General features: G+C 40.6%; 5 protein-coding genes. All 5 read right to left on the bottom strand.

Going from position 1 to position 2243, the window contains the following annotated elements; all coding sequences use genetic code 11:
- Nucleotides 1-531: hypothetical protein (locus tag Q0505_RS17885; RefSeq protein ID WP_299215802.1), on the bottom strand; the 531-nt coding region annotated here is incomplete at its 3' end.
- A 58-nt stretch (nucleotides 532-589) separates the two neighbouring features.
- Nucleotides 590-904 (bottom strand): hypothetical protein, encoded by a 315-nt coding sequence (locus Q0505_RS17880; protein WP_299215800.1) that lies wholly within the window; start codon nucleotides 902-904, stop codon nucleotides 590-592.
- Complete coding sequence (locus tag Q0505_RS17875; RefSeq protein ID WP_299215798.1) at nucleotides 904-1128, bottom strand: hypothetical protein; 225 nt, start codon at nucleotides 1126-1128, stop codon at nucleotides 904-906. Before Q0505_RS17875 ends, Q0505_RS17880 begins: the two co-directional genes overlap by 1 nt.
- A 13-nt stretch (nucleotides 1129-1141) precedes the next feature.
- Nucleotides 1142-1462, bottom strand: a complete 321-nt coding sequence (locus Q0505_RS17870; RefSeq protein ID WP_299215795.1) for a hypothetical protein — start codon at nucleotides 1460-1462, stop codon at nucleotides 1142-1144.
- A complete protein-coding gene (locus tag Q0505_RS17865; protein ID WP_299215793.1) occupies nucleotides 1462-1878 on the bottom strand; it encodes a thermonuclease family protein in 417 nt (138 codons plus the stop codon). Before Q0505_RS17865 ends, Q0505_RS17870 begins: the two co-directional genes overlap by 1 nt.
- Between the last annotated feature and the right edge of the window lie 365 nt (nucleotides 1879-2243).

Here is a 2243-nt window from a genome sequence, read left to right as displayed (position 1 = left end):
TTCGTGTTTTCCTCCATAGAGTCCTTGTAGGTGAATATTCATTGAAAAATCTTGAGCAGGTAACCCCATCATTGAACCGTATAATGCGTGATACTCTAGATCTTCTATAGATTTAGTTACAACATCTGGGTTATTAGACGCAAGCACTGTATATTGAGCAGGATGAGTAGATAAACGAATACCGTGTTTTTTAGCCGCAGCACCTGCAAGCTTGAGAATTTCTGATAGTTCTTCCCAAATTTCTTTGTACCACGGTTGTGTAAAGTCTAAAGTGTAGCAAGGAAATAGCTCACTGGAAATTCTAAACGCACGTAAGTTATGTGGTTGATTAGGGAAGTATGTTGTAAGTATATCAAGTAATTTTTTAGTATTTGCTATAGCTTTTTGTTGTACTTTTTCTTTACCCCCTTCTTTGAGGGCATAAGTCTTAGTAGTGGTACCAAAATTGTACCTTTTTGCTAGAGTTTTATCGTGCCACTGACAACACTGAGAGAGTCGCCAATCGGTTTGCGTTTTGTTGAAATATTCCATAGATTCTCCATTGATTTTCTATATCATATATCATCGCAAACCGATAGGCAACAGATAGTTATTTTTTCTTTAGTGCATCAGCGCCAAAGAATGCAGATACTAAGGCTGCGATAGCAACAAAATATGTAGGAGCAATATCTCCTATAATTGTAGCCGCTTTGTCTAGTCCTAAAAAAGAAGTACCTAAGATAGCAAAAGGATAAAGTAGCATCCCCATTAGAGCAAACCAAGTCATTTTACGCATGGCATCGCGCTGTGCGTCTTGATCTTCCATTTCTTTACGTTTAAACTCTAAATACATGGCATGTTCTTCGTCAGAAACTCTGCCATCGCCGTTTGAGTCGGCTGGGTGATACTTAGTATCTTCAGCCATTATTTACTCGCTTTAGGTGCTGCCTTTGTAGCAGCAGCTTTAGGTGCAGCTTTTGTTACAGGCGCTGGAGCTGCCTTAACTGGTACAGCTTTTTCTGCTGGTGCACCAGGATTAGCACACATATCTTCTCCAGCCATGATCCCATCAATTTCAGATAAACCATACCCGTGCTTCATAAGATATTTACGTGCTTCAGCGTCTGACATTCCTTTAATTTCTTCCATAGTTTTTCTCCTATTATCCGTCTTGATAATTTCCAACATCAGTTGTTGGTTTTGTAGACGATTTTTCTAATTGATTAATACGAGCTTCTAACTCGTCTATCTTTGAGGTAATCTTGGGGTATTTTGTACGCCAAGCATTAGGATCATCCTGTAACCAGGTCCAGCCCCAGCGTATTGCTAAATACTCAAGAGTTAAATCGAATTTTCCTACTGCCCACATAGCCAGTCTTGTATCTTTAAACCAAAATAAAAATGCAGCACCAAATAGTGAGCCAACAATACCTGTATAAATCCAAAGACGATCACTTGCCATATTTTGTATCATATCCCACATTAATCACACCAACTTTCTTTAGTTCCGCCATCATAGGGTCTAGCTAATCCAGCATTTATAATTTCATCTTTATAAAGCTTACCATCTAAAAATACATCAACAAGTACGCGTCCTCCATACTTGTCCCATTTTAAATTAGCAAACTCAATTTTTTCAGCAGCTCTAAACATTTTGTTAGCGAACTCTCTGCCTTTTAGTGCTAGTTTCTTTTCTTCAGCACATTCAGCGCGCATTTCTGGAGTATCGATACCTAGTATTCTAACGCTCATTTTTTGAAGAGGTTCTGGGAGTGTAGGGGCTATAACATAGCAGGTATCCCCGTCATAACAAACATTGCCTCTAAACTCTCTCATATTTAGAAAATCATCAGCTAAAGCATTAAAAGCAATAAAAGACTGGTGACGCTGCGAACCCATTTCATACGGTCGGGACGTTATCATTGCTGGCGCGGGACAACAATAAACAACCGCTTGATGGCAAAAATGTGACCTCTAGATATCCAGGAGTGCGTCAACGGATTCCTGATCCATCGTTGGTTGCTCGCCGTTGATAAGAGCGCTGACGACATCCATTAATCGTTGCAGCGTCTGTGAGGCTGTTGCCGTTTCATAGGCTAGGAATCCTGAATCGCCGCTTTTGATAGCGTCTTCGATGAGATCGAGAAATCTCGGAATGTAGTGATTGAGGCGCTCTACCGTTCTCTAAACCGCCACTTTGTATTTGCTTGGCGCAATCGCATCGGCTTCGATGGCGAGGATGGTATCAGAGAACTGACTATCCG

Source organism: uncultured Dokdonia sp., from assembly GCF_937910895.1.
In the GTDB taxonomy this organism is placed as follows: Bacteria; Bacteroidota; Bacteroidia; order Flavobacteriales; family Flavobacteriaceae; genus Dokdonia.
This window is presented reverse-complemented; position numbering and strand designations above follow the sequence as displayed.